The sequence below is a fragment of the Empedobacter sp. UBA6745 genome (genome assembly GCF_002453775.1).
GTDB classification, from domain to species: domain Bacteria; phylum Bacteroidota; class Bacteroidia; order Flavobacteriales; family Weeksellaceae; genus Empedobacter; species Empedobacter falsenii_C.
In genome coordinates, this window is record NZ_DKHL01000018.1 from 100,973 (window position 1) to 120,790 (window position 19,818).

The 19,818-nt window shown below is 31.3% G+C and carries 20 protein-coding genes; 16 read left to right on the forward strand and 4 right to left on the reverse strand.

All coding sequences use genetic code 11. The features are described from left to right. Positions 1 to 276: 276 nt before the first annotated feature. Genes B4H69_RS06265 through B4H69_RS06275 form a run of 3 tightly spaced genes read right to left on the reverse strand, consistent with a single transcriptional unit; the run spans position 277 to position 3,830 of the window. Positions 277 to 1,047 (reverse strand): succinate dehydrogenase/fumarate reductase iron-sulfur subunit, encoded by a 771-nt coding sequence (locus B4H69_RS06265; RefSeq protein WP_038337216.1) that lies wholly within the window; start codon positions 1,045 to 1,047, stop codon positions 277 to 279. A gap of 60 nt (positions 1,048 to 1,107) precedes the next feature. After that, entirely contained in the window at positions 1,108 to 3,120 is a 2,013-nt protein-coding gene (locus B4H69_RS06270; RefSeq protein WP_125349258.1) for a fumarate reductase/succinate dehydrogenase flavoprotein subunit, read from the reverse strand. Positions 3,121 to 3,137: 17 nt separating this feature from the next. After that, a complete protein-coding gene (locus B4H69_RS06275; protein WP_038337219.1) occupies positions 3,138 to 3,830 on the reverse strand; it encodes a succinate dehydrogenase cytochrome b subunit in 693 nt (230 codons plus the stop codon). Between the two features lie 325 nt (positions 3,831 to 4,155). On the opposite strand from B4H69_RS06275, the gene B4H69_RS06280 reads away from it, so the two are divergent. The 8 genes from B4H69_RS06280 to B4H69_RS06315 all read left to right on the forward strand — a co-directional run bounded on the left by B4H69_RS06280 (position 4,156) and on the right by B4H69_RS06315 (position 10,488). Further along, positions 4,156 to 4,656: an RNA polymerase sigma factor gene (locus tag B4H69_RS06280; RefSeq protein WP_038337221.1), complete on the forward strand. Its 501-nt coding sequence runs from the start codon at positions 4,156 to 4,158 to the stop codon at positions 4,654 to 4,656. Then, entirely contained in the window at positions 4,656 to 5,297 is a 642-nt protein-coding gene (locus B4H69_RS06285; RefSeq protein ID WP_115001090.1) for a hypothetical protein, read from the forward strand. The genes B4H69_RS06280 and B4H69_RS06285 overlap by 1 nt, the downstream gene beginning before the upstream one ends. Before the next feature lie 21 nt (positions 5,298 to 5,318). Then, positions 5,319 to 5,630 carry a hypothetical protein gene (locus B4H69_RS06290; RefSeq protein WP_038337225.1) on the forward strand — a complete coding sequence of 104 codons (312 nt, stop codon included), beginning with the start codon at positions 5,319 to 5,321 and terminating at the stop codon, positions 5,628 to 5,630. Between the two features lie 50 nt (positions 5,631 to 5,680). Then, complete coding sequence (locus tag B4H69_RS06295) at positions 5,681 to 8,065, forward strand: TonB-dependent receptor (RefSeq protein ID WP_038337227.1); 2,385 nt, start codon at positions 5,681 to 5,683, stop codon at positions 8,063 to 8,065. A gap of 7 nt (positions 8,066 to 8,072) precedes the next feature. Beyond that, on the forward strand, positions 8,073 to 8,390 hold the full coding sequence (locus tag B4H69_RS06300) for a hypothetical protein (protein ID WP_038337229.1): 318 nt from the start codon (positions 8,073 to 8,075) through the stop codon (positions 8,388 to 8,390). Positions 8,391 to 8,443: 53 nt separating this feature from the next. Further along, positions 8,444 to 8,896 carry a DUF4625 domain-containing protein gene (locus B4H69_RS06305; RefSeq protein ID WP_115001091.1) on the forward strand — a complete coding sequence of 151 codons (453 nt, stop codon included), beginning with the start codon at positions 8,444 to 8,446 and terminating at the stop codon, positions 8,894 to 8,896. A gap of 99 nt (positions 8,897 to 8,995) precedes the next feature. Continuing rightward, positions 8,996 to 9,850: a BadF/BadG/BcrA/BcrD ATPase family protein gene (locus tag B4H69_RS06310; protein ID WP_291093177.1), complete on the forward strand. Its 855-nt coding sequence runs from the start codon at positions 8,996 to 8,998 to the stop codon at positions 9,848 to 9,850. Between the two features lie 2 nt (positions 9,851 to 9,852). Beyond that, on the forward strand, positions 9,853 to 10,488 hold the full coding sequence (locus B4H69_RS06315) for a formyltransferase family protein (protein ID WP_291093179.1): 636 nt from the start codon (positions 9,853 to 9,855) through the stop codon (positions 10,486 to 10,488). 105 nt (positions 10,489 to 10,593) lie between these two features. Here the strand turns inward: B4H69_RS06315 and B4H69_RS06320 are convergent, their stop codons facing one another. Then, entirely contained in the window at positions 10,594 to 11,199 is a 606-nt protein-coding gene (locus B4H69_RS06320) for a DUF4126 domain-containing protein (RefSeq protein WP_221855583.1), read from the reverse strand. A gap of 381 nt (positions 11,200 to 11,580) precedes the next feature. Between B4H69_RS06320 and udk the strand changes: the two genes are divergently transcribed. From udk to B4H69_RS06360, 8 genes are all read left to right on the forward strand, one after another. After that, positions 11,581 to 12,207: a uridine kinase gene (udk, locus tag B4H69_RS06325; RefSeq protein ID WP_115002100.1), complete on the forward strand. Its 627-nt coding sequence runs from the start codon at positions 11,581 to 11,583 to the stop codon at positions 12,205 to 12,207. Further along, positions 12,207 to 12,596: an FtsB family cell division protein gene (locus B4H69_RS06330; protein WP_221855581.1), complete on the forward strand. Its 390-nt coding sequence runs from the start codon at positions 12,207 to 12,209 to the stop codon at positions 12,594 to 12,596. Before udk ends, B4H69_RS06330 begins: the two co-directional genes overlap by 1 nt. After that, positions 12,589 to 13,863, forward strand: a complete 1,275-nt coding sequence (locus B4H69_RS06335) for a methylmalonyl-CoA mutase family protein (protein ID WP_291093181.1) — start codon at positions 12,589 to 12,591, stop codon at positions 13,861 to 13,863. Before B4H69_RS06330 ends, B4H69_RS06335 begins: the two co-directional genes overlap by 8 nt. Before the next feature lie 6 nt (positions 13,864 to 13,869). Continuing rightward, positions 13,870 to 14,187 carry a hypothetical protein gene (locus tag B4H69_RS06340; RefSeq protein WP_052218001.1) on the forward strand — a complete coding sequence of 106 codons (318 nt, stop codon included), beginning with the start codon at positions 13,870 to 13,872 and terminating at the stop codon, positions 14,185 to 14,187. After that, positions 14,177 to 14,590: an RDD family protein gene (locus tag B4H69_RS06345; RefSeq protein WP_038337054.1), complete on the forward strand. Its 414-nt coding sequence runs from the start codon at positions 14,177 to 14,179 to the stop codon at positions 14,588 to 14,590. Before B4H69_RS06340 ends, B4H69_RS06345 begins: the two co-directional genes overlap by 11 nt. A 4-nt stretch (positions 14,591 to 14,594) precedes the next feature. Further along, positions 14,595 to 15,761: an RsmD family RNA methyltransferase gene (locus B4H69_RS06350; protein ID WP_038337049.1), complete on the forward strand. Its 1,167-nt coding sequence runs from the start codon at positions 14,595 to 14,597 to the stop codon at positions 15,759 to 15,761. A 62-nt stretch (positions 15,762 to 15,823) separates the two neighbouring features. Next, complete coding sequence (locus tag B4H69_RS06355) at positions 15,824 to 18,001, forward strand: FUSC family membrane protein (RefSeq protein ID WP_291093187.1); 2,178 nt, start codon at positions 15,824 to 15,826, stop codon at positions 17,999 to 18,001. A 3-nt stretch (positions 18,002 to 18,004) separates the two neighbouring features. Beyond that, positions 18,005 to 19,804, forward strand: coding sequence for an ABC transporter ATP-binding protein (locus B4H69_RS06360; protein ID WP_291071500.1), 1,800 nt, complete (start codon positions 18,005 to 18,007; stop codon positions 19,802 to 19,804). The last annotated feature ends 14 nt before the right edge of the window (positions 19,805 to 19,818 follow it).

Consider the following 19,818-nt stretch of genomic DNA (forward strand, 5'->3'; position numbering starts at 1 on the left):
TTTTAAATCGATTTTGCTCATAGTTATTGCATAGGATTAATAGTCTCTCATATATGAGTACATTTCATTTATTATTTACAATAGATATTTGTTCTATTTATAAAAATTCTTTTTTATAATCATTTAAAAAGAACAAGTTACAATGGACTTATTCAGAAGAAAGAATTTGACATTGGGAAGGATTTCAAGAGATTGAAATCCTTTTTTTTTTTGCAATTATTATAACAAAAAAAGAGCGACAAACATGTCGCTCTTTTAATATATATCAGAATGTTATTATTCTTGTGATACAATTTTTGCAGATAAATACTCACGGTTCATACGTGCAATGTTATCTAAAGAAATTCCTTTTGGACATTCGATTTCACAAGCTCCTGTATTTGTACAGTTACCAAAACCTTCTAAATCCATTTGTGCAACCATTTTTTGAGCACGACGAGCAGCTTCTACTTGTCCTTGTGGTAACAATGCGAATTGAGAAACTTTAGCTCCTACGAATAACATTGCAGATCCATTTTTACAAGTTGCAACACAAGCTCCACAACCAATACATGTTGCAGCGTCGAACGCTTCATCTGCATGCATTTTGTTTACTGGAATATTGTTTGCATCTACTGTACGTCCTGATGTATTTACAGAGATGTAACCACCAGCTTGTTGGATACGGTCGAAAGATGAACGGTCTACAATTAAATCTTTGATTACTGGGAATGCAGCAGATCTCCATGGTTCGATGTAAATCGTTTCACCATCTTTGAACATACGCATATGTAATTGACAAGTTGTAACACCTCTATCTGGTCCGTGCGCTTCTCCATTGATGAATAAAGAACACATACCACAAATACCTTCACGACAGTCGTGGTCGAATGCAACTGGCTCTTTTCCTTCCTCTATTAATTGCTCGTTTAATAAATCAAGCATTTCTAAGAAAGAAGAATCAGTAGAAACATCTTTTAAGGAATATGTTTCCATTTTTCCTTGAGCATTAGCGTTTTTTTGACGCCAAATTTTCAGCGTGATGCTGATTGTTTTTGATGATGCCATAATTCTATATGATATTTTGACATTTTGCTTGAAAGTTTGTTATCAAGCAAAATGATTTTATTATTTATAACTACGAGTTTTAAGCTCGATATATTTGTAATTTAATTCCTCTTTGTGTAAAACCTCAGTGTTGATATCATCACCTTTATATTCCCAAGCGGCAACATAAGTATAGTTTTCATCATCACGCATTGCTTCACCTTCTTCTGTTTGGTACTCCTCACGGAAGTGACCACCACAAGACTCATTACGGTTAAGAGCATCAATTGCCATTAACTGTCCTAATTCTAAGAAGTCAGCTACACGTCCAGCTTTTTCTAACTCAGTATTCATTTCGTTAGCATCACCAGGAACTTTTACATCACGATAGAATTCTTCACGTAAAGCAGCAATTTCAGCAATCGCTTCTTTTAAACCTTGAGCATTACGAGCCATACCTACTTTGTTCCACATAATATTTCCTAAACGTTTGTGGAAACTATCTACAGTTTTAGTTCCTTTATTGCTTAAGAAATGTTGAATTTGGTCTTTAACAGCCTTTTCAGCTTCATCAAATTCTGGCGTATTTGTAGGAATTTTACCTGTACGAATATCTGCTGATAAATAATCTGCAATTGTATAAGGTAATACGAAATAACCATCTGCTAAACCTTGCATTAATGCAGAAGCTCCTAAACGGTTAGCTCCGTGATCAGAGAAGTTAGCTTCTCCTACTACGAAACATCCAGGAATTGTTGATTGTAAGTTGTAGTCAACCCAAACACCACCCATTGTGTAGTGAATTGCTGGATAGATACGCATTGGATTTTCGTATGGATTCTCATCTGTAATTTTCCAATACATTTGGAATAAGTTACCATATTTCTCCTCAATCCATTTTTTACCTAATTTCTCGATTTCAGCATCTGATGGATTTTGATCTCCGTTTGCGAAAGCAACCTCACGACCTTTTTTCTTGATCTCATCTGTAAAATCTAAGTAAACTCCTTCTCCAGTTTCATTTGCTTCAATACCATAACCAGCATCACAACGCTCTTTTGCAGCACGAGATGCAACGTCACGAGGAACTAAGTTACCAAATGCAGGATAACGTCTTTCTAAGTAGTAATCTCTGTCTTCTTCTTTGATATCAACTGCTTTTTTCTTACCAGCACGGATTGCTTCAGCGTCTTCTTTCTTTTTAGGAACCCAGATACGACCAGAGTTACGTAAAGATTCAGACATTAAAGTCAATTTAGATTGATTTGTTCCGTGGATTGGAATACAAGTTGGGTGAATTTGTACATAACAAGGGTTAGCAAAATAAGCACCTTTTTTGTGAATTTTCCATGCAGAAGTTACGTTAGAACCCATTGCATTAGAAGATAAGAAATATACGTTTCCGTAACCACCAGTAGCAATAACTACTGCGTGAGCAGAATGTCTTTCGATTTCACCTGTAATTAAATTACGAGCGATAATACCACGAGCTTTACCATCTACAAGTACAATGTCTAACATTTCGTGACGATTGTACATTTGGATGTGCCCTAAGTGGATTTGCTGATTCATTGCTGAATAAGCTCCTAATAATAATTGTTGTCCTGTTTGACCTTTCGCATAGAAAGTACGAGATACTTGTACCCCACCAAAAGAACGGTTATCTAATAACCCACCGTAATCACGTGCAAAAGGAACCCCTTGCATTACACATTGGTCGATAATATTACCAGAAACCTCTGCTAAACGATAAACGTTAGACTCACGAGCGCGGTAATCACCACCTTTGATTGTATCGTAAAATAAACGGTAGATAGAGTCGTTATCTCCTTTATAATTTTTAGCAGCATTAATCCCCCCTTGTGCAGCAATAGAGTGCGCACGACGTGGTGAATCTTGGTAACAGAAAGCTTTTACTTTGTATCCTAACTCTGCTAAAGTAGCAGCTGCAGAACCACCAGCTAAACCTGTACCTACAACAATAACATCAATTTTATCACGGTTATTTGGAGCCACTAAGTTTAAGTGTGCTTTGTGTTCGCTCCATTGTTGTGCGATATCTCCTTGTGGAGATTTTGAATCTAATATACTCATTTCTTGATATTATTTAATTATTTAACAAAAAAATGGTAAACAGCGATGATAATGAAACCTGCTGGAATTAAAATTGAATACCATTTCCCGAAAGCAACAATTACTGGAGTGTATTTGTTGTGTCTTGCACCAATAGATTGGAATGCAGATGCAAATCCATGTTGTAAGTGTAATGATAAAAATACAAATGCAACAATGTAAATTACTAATCTTACAAAACTTAAAGCACCTTCTAATGTGAAAACGTGGTTTAAGTGATCCATAAAGTAATTTCCTTGAGCAAACTCAGGATTTGGAGCAATGTAGTGATCAGTAATTGTAGGAACCCAAAAGTCATACAAGTGTAATAATAAGAAAACTAAAATTACAGATCCAGAAACTAACATGTTTCTTGACATCCAAGAAGCATTTGCAGCACCATTATACTTTTGATAAGCAACTGGTCCACGCGCTTTCTTGTTTTGCGCTTCTAATACAAACCCCATTACAAAGTGGTATACAACACCAATTAATAAAATAGGCTGCATTAAATATTGGATAAAAGGGTTATCACTCATGAAAGCCGAAACTTCATTGAACCCATTCGGATTAATAACAGATAATGCATTAATCACGAAATGTTGTAACAAGAACACGATCAAAAATAACGCTGAAAGCGCCATCGCGAACTTCTTACCAATCGACGATTTTAGTAATGATTCATTTGCCATAAAGCAATTCGTTTAATTTTTTAGATATTTCCACAAATTTAATCATCCCGTTGCTCTAATCACAATGAATTATATCATTTCGTTAACAGATTTCGATAGTTTAGAATCATTCTTAGTTAATTAAGACATTTTTAACAAATTTTCTAAATTTTTATTGCTTAATAAATAATTAATTTCTATACTTGCAGTAGAAAAGTAGAACAACTTTTCATAGGTTTAAGTTAGTTAGGTTAATCCTCTTATAGAAATATAAGAGGGTTTTTTATTTTTTAGTTGTAACATTATTCTTTTTTTTACTACAAATAAAGAGCAACAGAATAATAGTTTGAATAATAAAGCAAAAATATTTACCGAATTAGTCGAGAAAAATCAGGGAATTATCCATAAAGTTTGTCGTATTTACACAGACGACAAGGATTCTCATGACGATTTATTTCAGGAAATAGTTTTGCAATTATGGCGCTCTTATGACTCTTTCAAAGGAGATTCAAAATTTAGTACGTGGATGTATCGTGTTAGCTTAAACACAGCAATTACTTTAATTAGAAAAAAAACAAAATCCAGTGAAACTGATTTTAATGAAGCTCAATTTTTAAACTTAAAATCTGATGACAAAGACGAATTTTTAGAAGAGCGTATCACACTTTTATACGCAGCAATTAGATTATTAAACGACGTAGAACGTGCATTGGTACTGCTATTTTTGGAAGACTTACCTTATAAAGATATTGCTGAAACTTTAGGAATTTCAGAAGTTAATGCTCGGGTAAAAATGAACAGAGTAAAGATAAAATTAAAAGAAATAATGTCTAAAATGGAACAATAATGGAGTTAGATGACTTAAAATCAATTTGGGGTTCCATAAAGGAAGAAGAAAAGTTTGATCAAAATCAAATTTTTCAAATGTTGAAGAAAAAATCATCAACGACAATAAAATGGTTATTTATATTCACTTTTTGCGAATTTATCCTTTTTCTTGTCTACAATTTATATGTTTTAATTTCAGGAAAAAATTTTTTTAATAACGAAGTCAAAACATTAGTCGAAGAAAAAACAATTAACAATTACGAGATCGCTTCGGTTTTTAGTATTGTGATTACGTTTGGATTTTTGGTGATGGCTTATCGTTATTTCAAAAAAATAGATCTTAATCAATCTGTAGTCGATTTGATGAAAAATATTATTTCATTTCGTCGATTGGTGAACTTGTTTATTCTTTTCACCGTTTTAAGTTTAATTGTTTCTTCTGCCCCATTCTATTACGAATTAGGCCAATCTATTTATTTGGCAAAACACGCTCATGATATACAGCCAATTGTGAATAATGCTGCTGTTTATGGTTGGATTGCAATAATAACTGCTGTTGCTTTTATTGTGATTATAGGAACGGTTTATTATGGGATTATTTATTTTTTATTTTTAAGAAAACTTCAACAAAACATGAAAGAGTTGAAAGAAATGAAATAAAATCTTATTTTTGTAAACTGAATGAAAAAATTTATCCAATATATTATGCTTACGATTTCACTGTTTATGACAGTGTATCAGTCTGCGCATATATTGGATCATGCTCTAAATAAAGAGCACAAAGAGCTGAAAGACAAATTCTCTAACGTACACGATCATAGCTGTACAATTTGCCATTTCAATCAACATTTTATAGAAAATGATTCAGAAATTGAGTTATTTGAATGGTCACAATCATTTATCCAAAAAGATAAAACACTTTACACAACTCGTGTAAAACAAGCTGTATTACTTACTCAAAAAAGTCTTCGAGCACCGCCCTACGCAATTTAATTTCAGAAAAAACCACCTTATTTTTTTAACGTTATTAAATTATTGTATTTATGTCAATCAACATAAAATGTAGTATTGCGGCTACATTATTGTGCGGAACTGTGTTTGCACAAAACATTTTCGAAGGTCAAATTATAGATAAAAATCAAAAACCAATTCCTTTCGCAACTGTATACTTCAACAACGAAGAATATCACACAAATGCCGAAGGAAAATTTAGAATTGAGAATTTAAACAAAGGAAATTATCAAGTTCAAATTGATGAGCAAGGTTACGAACCTTTTTCTCAAAATATTACGTTTGATTCTCAACAAAAATTTGTTTTTACACTTACTTTTCACAAAGCATATAATTTAGATGAAGTTACTGTTTTAGGGCATCATCACGATTTTTCAACAGCTAATGTAGATCGTGTCGATCAATCTTATATTCAAGAAAACTATGCAGGATCATTAGCCAAATCACTTGAAAATATTGCAGGTGTTAATGCTTCTGGAATTGGATCATCAGCTTCAAAACCAATTATTCGTGGACTTGGTTTCAATCGATTAATTGTTGCTGAAAATGGTGTAAAACAAGAAGGACAACAATGGGGAGCCGATCATGGTTTGGAGATTGATGCGCTAAATGTTGAAGATGTCGAAGTGATAAAAGGGCCTGCGGCTTTGGAGTACGGAAATGAAGCTATTGCTGGAGTTATCAAGATTAACAATAACAATTTACCAGCGAAACATTCACTTTCTGGAGAAGCAAAAACTTTATATCAATCAATAAATGATAATTACGGAATTGGATTTAATTTGAAATCTCGTAACGATCATTTTTTCTATAAAATAAAAGGTTCTTATTCTGATTATGCAGACTACAGAACGACTACCGATCGCATTTATTACCTGAATCGCTATTTACCAATTTACAATAAACGTGTAAAAAATACGGCTGGACAAGATTTGAATGCTGAAATACAAACAGGTTATATTGGTGAGAAATTTCGTTCAATTTTAACGGTTTCTAACGTTAATCAGAAAATCGGTTTCTTTCCTGGTTCACACGGAATTCCTTCTGTAGATAGACTTCAAGATGATGGAAATTATAGAAATATCGAATTTCCTTATCAAAAAGTGAATCATTTTAAAGTAATTTCCGAAAATGAATTTCGTTTAAATTCAAAAGACGTTTTAAAATTTTTAGCAAGTTATCAAAACAATCGTCGACAAGAAGTTAGTTCATTTCACACACATTATGCAAATCAACCAGTTCCAACAAAAAATCCTGATTTAGAATTAGATTTTAATTTATCAACGTATGATTCTCAATTAAAATTTGAACATAATCATAGCAAAAATTTCAAAACAATAATTGGCGCACAAGCGCAATTACAAGCCAATAATATTGCCGGTTACAATTATTTATTACCAAAATATGACCGAAATATTTTTAGCGGATTTTTGATTGAAGAATTCAAAAAAGGAAATCGTTGGAAAGTAACTGCTGGTTTACGTTACGATTATTCGACGTTCAAATCGGAAGGTTATTTTGATGAATTTCTTTACAATTATTTGATTGAAAAAGGTAATTCTGAAGGCATTGCAGATTATTATGCAAATCGTAGCAAATCAATCGATCGTAGTTTCAGTAATTTAAACGGAATGATTGGTGCAACTTTTCAACCAAATGATTTATGGGATTTCAACTTGAATGTTGGAACAAATTTCCGTTTACCAACCGCTATAGAATTGGGTTCTAACGGAATTCATCACGGTAGTTTTAGACATGAACGAGGTGACGAAAATCTTGATATAGAAAAAGGAATTGCTGTAGATTTCAAATCTGTTTTTCACAAAAATGATTGGAATATTTCGCTAAGTCCGTATTTATATTATTTCAGCAATTATATTTTCTTAAAACCTTCGGGACAATTTTCGATTCTTCCTCATGGTGGACAAATTTATCAATATACACAAAGCAAAGCTTTGTTGACTGGTTTTGAATTTGAAGTTCGTAAGAAAATCAACGAAAATTTTGATGCAAATCTTGTGTACGAATATTTATACAATCGACAAATTACGGAAAATAAAAAATTCGGAAATTATCTTCCTTTCACTCCTGCAAATAATTTATTTGGACAAATTAATTATAAAATCAATCAAAATATTGCATTTTTAGAAGGTTTGAGCTTTTTTGCAAATGGAAAATATACATTTGAGCAAGATAAAATTGCACAAAATGAAGATATCACTCCAAGTTATTTCTTGGTTGGAATTGGAGGAAAAACGAAACTTAAATTCAATAATTTTAGTGCAAATTTAAGTGTTCAGGTTTCTAATTTATTCAATAAAAACTATTACAATCACACCAGTTTTTATCGTGCATTGCAATTACCAGAACAAGCTCGAAACATACAAATTATGTTAGGAATTCCGTTCGGAAAATAGTTGATACATGAAAAAGAAACATCCTATTTTTGGACTTTTCTTTAGTATTATTCTTTTTTCGATTCCAACTTTTAATCAATTACATTTTTCTTTAATCGATCATTCACAAGATTTTTCGAATCAAAAGAAAGAAATTATTCATCATCAATGTAATCATTTCACCTATTACTCTGTCTTTATTGACACGCATGATGAACCAAAAATAGAATCAAAACCGAACGAAGAATTTTACAGTAAAGAAAGTTTTGAACAAGTAGAAAAAATTAAACATTCTACAATTGAATATCATTTTACACGAGGTCCGCCTCAGGATTTTGTTTATTAATAAATCAACCAAAATCTTAAAAAAATAATATTCAATTCAAAAAAAATAAAACAATGAAAAATTCAATTTTAAACTATTCATTTATAACATTATCAGCATTATTCATTACATCTTGTTCATCAGATGATTCTTCATTAGATACAACAAAACCTGAAATTAATTTGATTGCACCTAAAGACCACGATGAATTTCATTTAGGCGAAACCATCTCAATTGATGCTATTTTGAAAGACAATGTAGAATTGGGAACGGTAAAAATTGAAATTCATTCCGCAGAAGATGGTCATCAACACAGAACAGCAAATGTTAATTGGACGTATGATGCAGAAGAAGCTATTCCAGCAGGAAAAACTGAGCACACATTAAGTCATAAAGTAAATATTCCTACAGAAGGAATTACGGAAGGACATTATCACTTAGGATTATTCTTAATTGATCGCGCTGGAAATCAAACGCAATCTTTTATCGAAATCGTTGTAGGTGAAGATTACGACCATGATCACTAAAAAAAAAATTTGAAAACGTCCGAAATTTCGGGCGTTTTTTTATGTGCATTGTTAAAAGAATACTATTTTAGCACTCTTCAATTATATCAAAACAAAAAAATGATTGCAATAGCAGATAGTGGTTCTACTAAAACGGATTGGGTAATTTTAGATAGCGACCTTAATGAAGTTTTTAGAACAAGTACAATTGGATTTAATCCGTATTTTGTAACAGCAGAAGATATTACGACTGAATTACAAAAAAATGAAGATTTTGCACCTGTTGCAAATGATTTCGCAAAAATCTTTTTTTATGGTGCTGGAACTTCCAGCGAAACAATGCATGCTGTTGTTAAAGAAGGTTTACAAAACTTCTTTACAAATGCAGAATTTGTCGTAGACCATGATTTATTAGCCGCTTGTTATGCCACTTACATGGGAAAACCTGCAATGGTTTGTATCTTAGGAACAGGTTCTAATTCTTGTTATTTCGATGGAACAACAATGCGCGAAGAAACAAAATCTTTAGCTTATATTTTAGGAGACGAAGGTTCTGGAAATGACCTAGGAAAACGTGTATTACGCGCTTTTTATACAAAAAAAATGCCTCCACATTTAGCAAAAGCTTTTGATGATTATTATAAATTATCTGTAAATGAGTTAAATAAAAATGTGTACCAAAATAAATTTGCAAATACTTATTTAGCCTCTTTCAATAAATTTGTTGTCGAACATAAAAATGATCCATTTATTCAGAAAATTATTTATGATGCAATGTCTTCTTTTATCGAATATCAAATTATGCCTTACGAAGAAGCTCGTCATTCTGAATTAAATTTCATTGGTTCGATTGCTCATATTTACGAAGATGTTATTCGTTCAGTTGCGGCAGAATATCACTTAACAGTTGGTCATATTATTAGAAAACCAATTGATAATGTTGTTGATTATCACAAAAAATATTTGATTAAATAATCATGGCAACTCAACCAAAAATAGCAGTAATTTCTTACAATACTCCTCATCGCAAAACACAAGATGTTTTACACGGATTAAAAGCTAAAGGTTATCAAAATGTAAAAATATTTGCATTGCCTTTTGTACAAAGAGAAAATCCGTTCAAACCAATTTATCAACATCGTCCAAGTAAAGCGATTCAAGTAAATTTAGATGATTACTGTAATAGTTTTGGTTATAATTTTGATTTAACAACTGCTGAAACGTTGAATAATCAATTAAACGATTATAAAGCTGAATATGTAATTATTGCAGGTGCAGGATTATTACCAGATGAATTGGTTGAAAATCATAAAATTATCAATACACACCCAGGTTTTTTACCTTTGACAAGAGGTTTAGATTCATTAAAATGGGCAATCACAAAAGGAGTCGAAATTGGTGTTACAACTCATTTTGTAGACACAGAAGCCGATGCTGGTTTTTTGATTGAACAACAATATGTTCCTGTTTACGGGAATGATACGTTTCATTCTTTGGCTAATCGTCAATATGAAACAGAAATTGAAATGTTAGTTAATTCGATTGAATTAATACCAACACTTTCAGAATTCAAATCACTTTCATCAAATGAATTTGACANNGCAAGCATTTGATACTTACAAAGAAAAATATAAAAGGGATTAAATATTTTTTAGAAAAAAATTAAAAAGCTAACCGAATTGGTTAGCTTTTTTTATTAATATAATCCTTCACTCTTTTCACAATTCTTCCGCCAATAACTGATCACCTTTTTTTCTAACACTTTTATATGCTCTATAACACACATATAAAATAATCAGTACAAAAATAAACGCCAAAGGAGCCAATACAATTGCCGTAATACTTAATACAATAGAACTAAACGTTTCACCTGTATTAACCAAAAAATTTCCAGCTCCCGCAGTTGTGGTGGTCGAAACAGCTCTTGCAGCAGCAGTTGTACCGCTAATCGCAGCCGCAGTTCCTCCTCCTGCTATAATCGCCAAAGCCCAAGTTGCAACTTCGTTCATTTCTGGCATCGTAATTCCAACCGCTATTGTTCCTGCAATTCCAGCTAAGGGAACCGCAATCGTATCCAACAAATTATCAATAATTGGAATATAATAAGCTCCAATTTCCACTAACATCGCTACACCAAGTGTTATAAGAGCTGGTGTACTCCCAACCCACATCCAATTTTCGTCGAGATTAATAAAACTTCCTGCAAATTTGACAGCTAAACTCAATATAAATAAGGGAAGAAAAATCCGAAAACCAGCAGCGGCGGCTAATCCTATTCCGAGAAATAACGAAAAAATAGTAGACATTGAGATTAAATCGTTCATAGTTTAGTATTTTATAATAGTTCTGATTTTATAAATATAATGATAAAAAAGATAAAGTTTTTATAATTTTTTCTTTCCTTTGCATCCGATTAAGAGAAACCAAGTACTGCAAAGTACTTTTTTTGTGTAAATAAACCTAAATGTTTGAGCTACATCTAAATAATCGAATAATAAATCAATCATTTTTTAAATGCGTTGATAATTATTTCTTTTCTCAAAATCAATCAACCAAAACTTCTTCACGACAACATTTAAAATTTTGCGAGAATCAATTTCTTTTTATTTTAATTTCTGATAGGAAAATTTTATCTTTAAGGAAATTTTACGAGAACTCTTGCAATGGAAACATCAAACGAAATTAAAAAAATTAATAAAACAAAAATGCTGGTAATAGGAATTGCAGGAGGAACAGGTTCGGGAAAAACAACTGTTGTAAATAATATTTTAAGAGATCTTAATGCGGAAAGCGTTATCGTTATTTCTCAAGATAATTATTATAAAGATCATCCTGAATTATCTTTTGATGAACGTTCTAAAATCAATTTTGATCATCCAAGATCAATTGATTTCGAATTACTAAAAGAACATGTCGCTTTATTGAAAAATGGCGTATCAATAGAACAACCTGTCTATTCGTTTATTACGCATAGTCGCAAGGAAGAAACGATTTTAACACATCCACAATCGGTTATTATTGTAGAAGGAATTTTGGTATTGACTGACCCAGATTTACGCGATTTATTTGATGTAAAAATCTTTGTTCATGCAGATTCTGACGAACGTTTAATTCGTCGCGTACGCCGTGATATACAAGAACGTGGGCGCGATTTAGACGAAGTTTTAACACGTTATCAAAAAACGTTAAAACCTATGCATCAGCAATTTATAGAACCATCTAAAAACTATGCAGACATTATTATTCCGAATATGAAAAAGAAAAATTCTGTCGCAATCAAAGTTTTATCAACTGTAATTAAAGAAAAACTCAACTCGAAAACTACTGTATAATGAAAGAAAAATCGGAAGAAATCTTTGACAAAGAACTTACACCAGAAGTACCGAAAAGAAAAATTAAGGATACACGTGTATTCAAATTTGTTTGGAATCGTTACTTTGTTCTAACGGTTGCGTTTGCTGTTTGGATGATTTTTTTCGACCAAAATTCTTTTTTCGTACATCGCGAGTTGGATAAACAAATCAAATTATTAGAAGTTGATCAACAATATTACCAAGAACACTTGGATACTGAGTCTGAAAAATTAAATCAACTAAATAGTAATCCTGCTGAAATTGAAAGGATTGCAAGAGAAAAGCATTTCTTGAAAAAAGATGATGAAGATATTTTTATCATTCAGCAAGAAAAAGTTACGAAGCCGCAAAATAAAGAAAATGAGTAAGTTATTTGAAAATTTTGATTCTATTTCTGAAAAAGAATGGAAAAATAAAGTTCAAGTCGAGCTAAAAGGTTTAGAATATAATGAAACTTTGGTTTGGGGAACGAACGATCAAATAAATGTAAAACCATTATATACAAAGGATGATGTCGATTATTCGGCTGTACAACCATTACCAAAATCCTCAAAAGATTGGAAAATTATTTCGAAATATACTGGAAATAAAAACCAAGATTACAGCTTTTTGTATGGATATTTGATTAATCAAAATCAAATTGATTCATCGTTAGAACTTCCTAATTATCTAGATTTATTTATTAAATATAATGGAACTTCTGATTTAAAATCGCTTGAAAATCTTCCAAATCTGAAATATTTAGATTTAGATATTTATGGATATTTGGCACAGAATGGACTTTGGCAAAATGATTCAGAAAAAGCATCAAAAGAATTGGTGAAAGAAGCTTTGGCATTGAAAAATTTCGAAAAAGTAATTTCAATTCAAGGAGATGTTTATCAAAATGCTGGAGCAAATCATGTTCAACAAATTGCGATTACACTTGCACATGCAGTAGAATATTTAGAAAATTTTGGAGCTGATATTGCGGACAAAATTTATTTTAAATTTGCTGTTGGAAGTAATTATTTCTTCGAAGTTGCGAAATTAAGAGCATTTCGCTTTTTATGGAAAATGATTTTGGAGCAATATAATAAAGAAAGTGAAGCATTTATTTTCACTTCAACATCCGATCGCAATAAATCTAAATTAGATATTTACAACAACGTTATTCGCTCTACAATAGAAGCTTCTTCGGCTATCTTCGGATCAAGTGACGCTATTTTTGTTGGATCATATGATGAAGTTAATAAAGAGTCTGATTTTGGGTTAGAATTAGCTGCTAAACAACAATTATTGTTGCAAAAAGAATCTTATTTAAACCAATTTGCTGATCCTGCTGCTGGTTCTTTCTACATCGAAAGTTTGACAAATCAAATGGCTGAAAATGCGTTAGAATTGTTCAAAACAATACAAAATGTTGGTGGTTTTGTGAATGCTTTACAAAATGAAACTATTCAAGATTTTGTTTACACAAGCGCGAAAAAAGAGCAAAAAGATTTCGATGAGCAAACCATTAAATTAATTGGTGTAAACAAGTTTAGAAATCCTGCGGATGTGATTGAAAAATCGCCAAAAGAAAAAGTGGTAAAACAAGCACTTTTTGTTCCAATTGTTCCAACTCGTTTGGCAGAAAAAGAAGAAAAAAAATAGTTTTACATGAATTGGACGCCAATTTCATTAAAAGAACTCAACAATATAATCGAAACTTCAGTAGCTGTGATGGATACTGAAGTTTTGTGTTTTTGGAATTCTATAAAAATAGTTCCAGAAAAAAGACAAGTTCCTTTTTATAGTAATGAAGATTATTTTTGGATAGTAGGTAAAATCAAGAATTATATGATTTATTACAACGATATTGAAGAAGGTTTTAATATTTCCTTAGAAAATAATTTATCGTATATCGAAGTTACTTCTGCCGAACAAGATGAACTTCATTTTGCTTTGATAAAACTTCTTAAAAACTATGAAATCTAATAAATACATTTTTCAACGACTTATAGCCGGATTTATTGATTACGCACTATTTATAATCATTGCAGCGCTCTATATTTATAAGTTTGGAACTTTAGCAAATGACGGAAGTTATAATGTAAACGGAATAAATGCTTTACCTATTTTTATCTTTTGGTTCATTTATTTTGTAGTAATTGAAGTTATTTTTCATGGAACTTTAGGTCATTTAATCCTAAATTTGCAACCTGTAAATGCTAAAACAGAAAAACCGATTAGTTTTTCGCAATCTTTTATTCGTCATCTTTTCGATCCTATAGATTATTTTATTTTCAGTGGATTAATTGGAATTTTAATTATAAATAACTCAAAAGAAAGTCAACGTTTAGGCGATATTGTAGCAAATACTAAAATGATTAAAAAATAACAATTTGAATCCAACTATTTTAACAAAAGAATTTCAAGATTATCTGAAAACGATCGAACATGAAGACATCAAATCTATAGGTTTGAAAAAATCGTTGTTTGATGAAATTTCTTCTGCTGAAATTGCACAACAATTGAAAGGAATTCAAGTTTCAGAACATAAATTTCCAACACTTTATTCGACAGAAAACATTTATTTTCCGCCTTCAATTAATTTGGAACAAGCAAGTTCGGAAGCTACAGCAAATTATAAATCAACTTTAGTTAAAGGAAAAAATTTGATTGATTTAACCGCAGGTTTTGGAATTGACACCATGGCTTTTGCAAAGAATTTTGAAAAAGTATATCACATCGAACAAAATCCTGAATTGAGTGAGATTGTACAACATAATGCTAAAATTTTAGCACCAAATTTAGAAACCTATACAGGTACTTTTCAGTCTTTTTTTGAAGAAAATCCTACTTTAAAATTTGATGTGATTTATCTTGATCCAGCAAGAAGAAATTCGAGCGGAAGAAAATTTATTTTGGAAGATTTAGAGCCAAATATTTTAGAATGGATTCCAACTTTTTTCGAAAAAACGGAGAAAATTATCATCAAGCTTTCGCCTTTATTGGACATCACTTCTACCCTACAACAAATTGATTCGATTTCCGAAATACACATTGTTGCATTAAAAAATGAAGTGAAAGATTTTCTAATCATTTTAGATAAAAATTCTTCGACAAAAAATCCTTTGATAAAAGCGGTTAATTTAGAAAATAATCAACCCGAATTTTCTTTCCATTTTGAAGAAGAATATAGTGCAAATGCAAGTTTTGGAGGAATTCAACATTATATTTACGAACCAAATGTTGCGATTCTAAAAACTGGTTCTTTCAAATTATTGAGCGAAAAATTCAATCTTCATAAACTTCATCAGAATACTCATTTGTATACTTCGAATGAACTTTTAGAGAATTTTCCTGGAAAAATTTATTTGATTGAAGAAGAAATTAAAAATCCGAAAAAAGAAATTTTAAAGATTAAAGCGAATTTATTGGTCAAAAATTACAATCAGCCAATAGACGTTATCAAGAAAAAATTCAAAATTATTGATGGCGGCACAACAACTTTAATTTTTACACAAAGCATTGATGGGTTTCATATTCTAAAAACTTCACGAGTTTAGTTGGGTTTCGGAAAAAGTTGTGTTAATTTTATACAACAATTTTCAACCTTAAAAAATTACACTTGAAAATCATCAATAAAATTGAAAACTTTATCTACGGAGAAGCGCTTTCAGATGGCTTAAAAACTTCTTTAGCGATTATCATTCCACCTATCGTAGCCAGCTTATTTGGCGATTTATATGCCGGTGTAACAATAAGTCTTGGTGCAGTTTTAGCACACATGACGGATACACCTGGTCCATTTAAAGAACGCCGAAACCTGATGTGGCTTTCCGTACTCTTGATTTTCCTTGTTTCGTATTTCACCAAAACGATTAATAGTTACCCAATATTTCTAGGTATTTGTTTAACAGTTATCGTTTTCTTTTCTAACATGTTAACCGTTTGGGGACAACGTACAAGTGCGCTTGGAATGGTCATTATGATGTCGATGGTAATGAATATGAATGATTTACGACATGAGTTAAGTCCTCTTCATATTGCGCTTTTTGTGACGGCTGGAGCAGCTTGGTACACTATTTTTAGTCTAGCTATTAGCACCTTTCGTCCTTATCGTATGGCGCAGCAAAACTTAGCTGATACAATGATTCATATTTCTGAATACATTCGAATCAAGGCTTCTATGTTTGATAAAGACTCAAATTATGATGATATTATCAAAAAATTAATCGACGAACATGTTGTAATTAACGAAAAACAAAGTTTAGTTCGTGAATTAGTTTTTTCGAATAAAAAATTGGTAAAAGACCAGACACCAATTGGGCGTTCGATTGTGTTTATTTTCTCTGATTTGGTGGATATATTTGAGAATGTAACAGCAAATCAATACGATTATGTGAAAATTCGAGAAGTTTATGGCGATACAAAAGCAATGCGCAAAATCTATAATTTAATGAATAAATTAGCGCATGAACTTAAAATGATTGCTTATCATATTAACTCGAACAAACGTCCTAAACAACCAACTTTTGACTTTGAAGTGGAGTTGAAAAAGATTGATGATGCCATCAAAGAATTATATGCAGAAGGGCAAAAACCAATTGTTTTATCTAAAATTTACATCAATCTAAAGCAAATTGTTTATAAAATAGAGTTTATTCATAAGTTTTTTTATGATGATTCGTTCACAGAAAAAAAGAAAAATCCACTAGATCATGCCGAACATTTTGAACCTACAGTTGATTATTCTTTACGAAAATTAAAAGATCATCTGAATCTAAAATCTTCAATTTTTAGACATGCAATTCGTGCATCAATTGTAATGTTATTAGCTTATGGCGTCACATTTATTATTCCGATGACTTATCATAGTTACTGGATTTTGATGACAGTTTTAGTAATTTTAAAACCTGGTTTTAGTGTAACAAAAAAACGAAACTTTCAGCGTTTGAAAGGAACAATTGGCGGTGGATTAGTTGGGGTTTTAATCTTATTGATAATTCCTCAACACAGTATCCGATTTGCTTTAATGCTTATTTTCATGTTGATGGCCTACACTTTTATTCGTCACAAATATGCAATAGGTACATTTTACTTAACCGCCTATATTCTTATTTCGTTTAGTTTTTATTCGCAAAAAGATTCATTGTACATAATTCAAGAACGATTTATAGACACGCTTGTTGGAGGATTTATGGCGTTTATTTCGAGTTATTTGATTTTACCAACTTGGGAAAAAAATAATATGAACGAATATATTCAAAAAGCATTGATTGCGAATTACGAATTTATTTATTTGATTTTTAAAAAATTAGCCGATAATGAAGTTTCTACAACTTATTATAAATTAGCTAGAAAAGATGTTTTTATTGCAATGGCAAATATCAATTCGGTTTTTCAGCGTGTTATTTCTGAACCAAAAGGAAAACAAGAAAATGCCAATGAACTGAATAAATTTACTATTTTCAACCAGTCATTTGTCTCATATTCAGTTGGTTTAGTTAAAATTTTAAAGAAAAACAATTCTGTTATTTTAACTTCAGAACACATTCGATTGATGAAGAAAATTTTGCAATTATTGTTACAAAACATTCGGCTTTATGGCGAATATGAAACAGAAAATTTACCTAAAACAATAGAATTTGGAGAAAAAACTGTTGCATATACTGAAATTGAAACAGAGGCTTTGCAAAATGATTCTGAACTGATTGAAGATCTATTAGAGTATTTATACGAGATTGCTTACGATTTCACAAAAGTTGGTCACGTTTTTGTGAAAGAACAACCGTTAAAAGAATAATAAATGACAATCATTCAACTGTTTAAAAATCTACGTCCATTTGTAAAACCTTATCGTTCTTTGGTTGTCGCAACTTTGCTCCTAACCTTAGTTGGATCTTTTACGTCACAGGTAAACGCCCTTATTTTACAGTATACCGTAGATTCTATAAATGGTTTGGTTGAAGCTGGAAAAGGATTAAAAGAAGGTCTGAAAATCATTTCGTTTATTTCAATTGTTTTGATGACAAAAGAAATCTTGAATGCTTTTATCACATTTGGTCAAAAATATTATGGTGAAAAGCTTAGAATCTTAGTTTCACAAGATTTAGCACAAACCATTATCGAAAAGATTTTGACGTATAGAATGGCATTTTATACAAATCAAGATAATCAAGCAGGAAAACTTCAAACCCGTATTGACAAAGGAATTGAAAGTTTGACACGTTTAGTTCAAAACTTTTTTATCGATATTCTTCCACTTTTTGCCAATTCAATTGTTGCTTTAATTTTAATGTTCAATGCTAATTTTTATGTTGGATTGGTTGGACTTTGTATCGTTCCGATTTATTTCATTATCACGCAACAGCAAGCGAAAAAGCTGAGTGGTTGGCGACGAAACTTAAGAGGTTATCGTGAACAAAAATCACAAGGAATTATCAGCATAATTGATTCAATTACAGTAATTAAATCATTTAACCGAGAAGATATAGAAGGTAAAAAACAACTTGATTTGCAAAAAGAATTGACGAATAATCAAATGCAAACACGCAAAACAAGTTTCTTTTTTGATGGTTTAAAATCTTTTATCGAGCAGTTTGGCGTAGTGATTATCATTATTTTAACTTCGTATTTGGTTCTTGACGGACAAATGACAATTGGTGCAATTATGTTTCATATTTTGTTGTTTAACAACGTTTCTGCGCCTATTCGTCAACTGCATCGTATTTACGATGAAATGAATGATGCTATGATTTATTCCGAAAGTTTCTTTGGAATTTTGAAAGCAGACAATGAAAAAGAATCATCTGGGAATTATCTTCCAACAAATCTAAAAGGAAAATTCGAAATCCAAAATGTTGACTTTTCTTATCCAAATGGTTACAAAGCCTTGAAAAATATCAACATGACAATTCAACCCAATAAAATTACTGCTTTGGTTGGTTTGTCTGGCGCTGGAAAAAGTACAGTGATTAATTTATTGGATAAATTTTATCAACCTGATTCTGGAAAAATTCTACTTGACGGAATTGATTTAGAAGAATATGACACACAATTTTTACGCGATAATATTGGATTGGTTTTACAAAAAAATCACATTTTTAATGGAACAATTGAAGAAAATATTCGTTACGGAAATGTCAACGCAACTTTCGGAGAAATAGAAGATGCTGCAAAACGCGCTTATATTCATGAACAAATTATGGACTTGCCAGAAGGTTATCAATCCAAAGCCTTATTGTTATCTGGCGGTCAACAACAACGCATCGCCATAGCACGTATGTTTCTCAAAAATCCACCAATTATTTTTCTAGACGAACCTACTGCAAGTTTGGATGCAATTGCGACAGAACAGATTAAAAATAGTTTGGATGCCATCAAAAAAGATCGAACAGTTATCATTATTTCGCATAGTATTTCTCAAATTATCGATGCCGATTATACGTACGTGATGAAACAAGGCGAAGTTGTAGAACACGGGATTCATGAAGATGTGTACAAAATGAACGGTACTTATAAAGAGATTTTTGATGCAATGGCAAAAAGCTTAAACATTGAAAAAATTGCCAAAACTTTTGACGATGAAGAAGAAGAAAATTATTAGGAATAATTCTATTA